Here is a 1,859-nt window from a genome sequence, read left to right on the forward strand (position 1 = left end):
GCTATAAAGCAACAGCTTGGATGTCAATATTGGTCACACGAGGTGGTGGAGCTACGTTTTTTATAACGGCTGTCTTGTTATTTGGTCAAGATCTCGGATTTCTGAGTATCGCTTTGGTTGACCTTGTCTTCGCAGTTATCCAAGGAATTCTATTATTCCTTGCCCTGCAAACTCAACAACCCTTTATTTCACAAACAGGCAAGGGATTATCCTAAATTTTCGGGAATAGTCATACTTATCACCTAGCACTGCACTCAGCACTATCTAGCAGTAGGGAGAACAATAACGTTATGAAAATGGTTAAGAATAAATTAGGTAAACTAATAACAACGATTGTTATTAGTATTTTTTTGCTGGCTGGAGTTGTAGCCTATGTGGGATGGTACAACCTATTTCGAGAAGACCCAAATCCTCCCACCTATTACGATTATGAGTCGCCAGAAGAACACTTCAAGTATGGTTCCATTGGCACAGAAAATGCTGAAGGTGTACCGTATTTAATTTGGCTGGTGCTTCCCCGGATATTTCCTGATAAACTACCGAAACCAGGTGGTTATACGTCTTTGGGAATTATTTGGGAAGAGGGGAAAGAATTACCTGTTGGCTTTTCTAAAAAAACTATTGGTTTTCCTCGTCAGGGCATAACTTGTGCTGCTTGTCATACGGCTACATTTCGCAAAACTCCTAAAGATAAACCCACGATTATTGCAGCAGGACCTTCAAGTAAGTTTGATCCTCAACGCTACCTCCGATTTCTGCAAGCTTGTGCCAATGACCCACGATTTACAGCCGACTATATTCTTGGAGAAATTGGATATAATTATGAACTTTCTTGGTTTGATAAACTACTTTATCGCTATGTAATTATTCCTCAAACTAGGAAATCAATTCTGGAACTTGGGGAAGGATATGCTTGGATGGATTCCCGTCCCGACTGGGGACCTGGTCGGATCTCTCCGTTCAACCCTGTTAAGTTTCGATACTTAGATCAGCCTCTAGATGATTCTGTTGACAACTCCGACATGATGCCGCTTTGGAATCAAAAAATGCATGAAGGATTTGCCTATCATTGGGATGGCTTAGAAACGTCACTGAGGGAAACCATCCAGACTGGGGCAATCGGTGATGGTGCTACTAGGAAGTCGATTAATATCGAAGGTTTAAAGCGGGTAGAAGATTATATTACTGAATTACCTCCTCCCCCATATCCTTTTGAGGTTAATCAAACATTGGCAGCAAAAGGTAGTGAGATTTTTGCTAATACTTGTGCATCCTGCCATGCTTTTGGTGGAGAACGGACAGGAACTGTTATTGAGATCGATGAGATTGGTACTGACCGCAACCGCTTAGATATGTGGACTCAGGAAGCAGCTGATGCTTATAATGAGTACGCTGAAGGCTATGAATGGGACTTTGACTACCTGCGTAAGACTAATGGTTATGTGGCAGTAGCCCTTGATGGACTTTGGCTAAGAGCTCCTTATCTCCATAATGGTTCGGTGCCTAACCTAACAAACTTACTAGAAACTCCTGAGAAGCGGACGAAGGTATTTTACCGGGGCTACGATGTCTATGATCCGGAAAAAGTTGGCTTTGTCTCGGAGGGAGAAAAAGCTGAGAAGGAGGGTTTCAAATACGATACTAGCGTTATAGCTAACGGTAACCAAGGACATCTCTATGGTACTGATTTACCTGAACAGGATAAGAAAGCTTTGATTGAGTATCTCAAAACTCTGTGATCTCCTTGACTGTCTAGAGCACTAGCATATGGGGCAGATAAACTCCCCCATATGCTGCAATTAGACGTAAGCATTCAGCTATCAGCGTGTCGTGTATCAGCGTGTCGTGTATCAGCTATC

At 42.4% G+C, this 1,859-nt stretch carries 1 protein-coding gene and 1 pseudogene; both read left to right on the forward strand.

From position 1 onward, the window contains the following. Positions 1–215 (forward strand): annotated as a pseudogene (locus F6K53_RS39405) (hypothetical protein); the annotation flags it as partial. Positions 216–296: 81 nt separating this feature from the next. Further along, the gene (locus F6K53_RS39410; protein ID WP_293085396.1) at positions 297–1,739 is read left to right on the forward strand and encodes a c-type cytochrome; all 1,443 of its coding nucleotides are present in this window, start codon (positions 297–299) and stop codon (positions 1,737–1,739) included. Positions 1,740–1,859: the final 120 nt, after the last annotated feature.

The organism is Moorena sp. SIO4A1, assembly GCF_010672065.1.
Taxonomy (GTDB): Bacteria; Cyanobacteriota; Cyanobacteriia; order Cyanobacteriales; family Coleofasciculaceae; genus Moorena.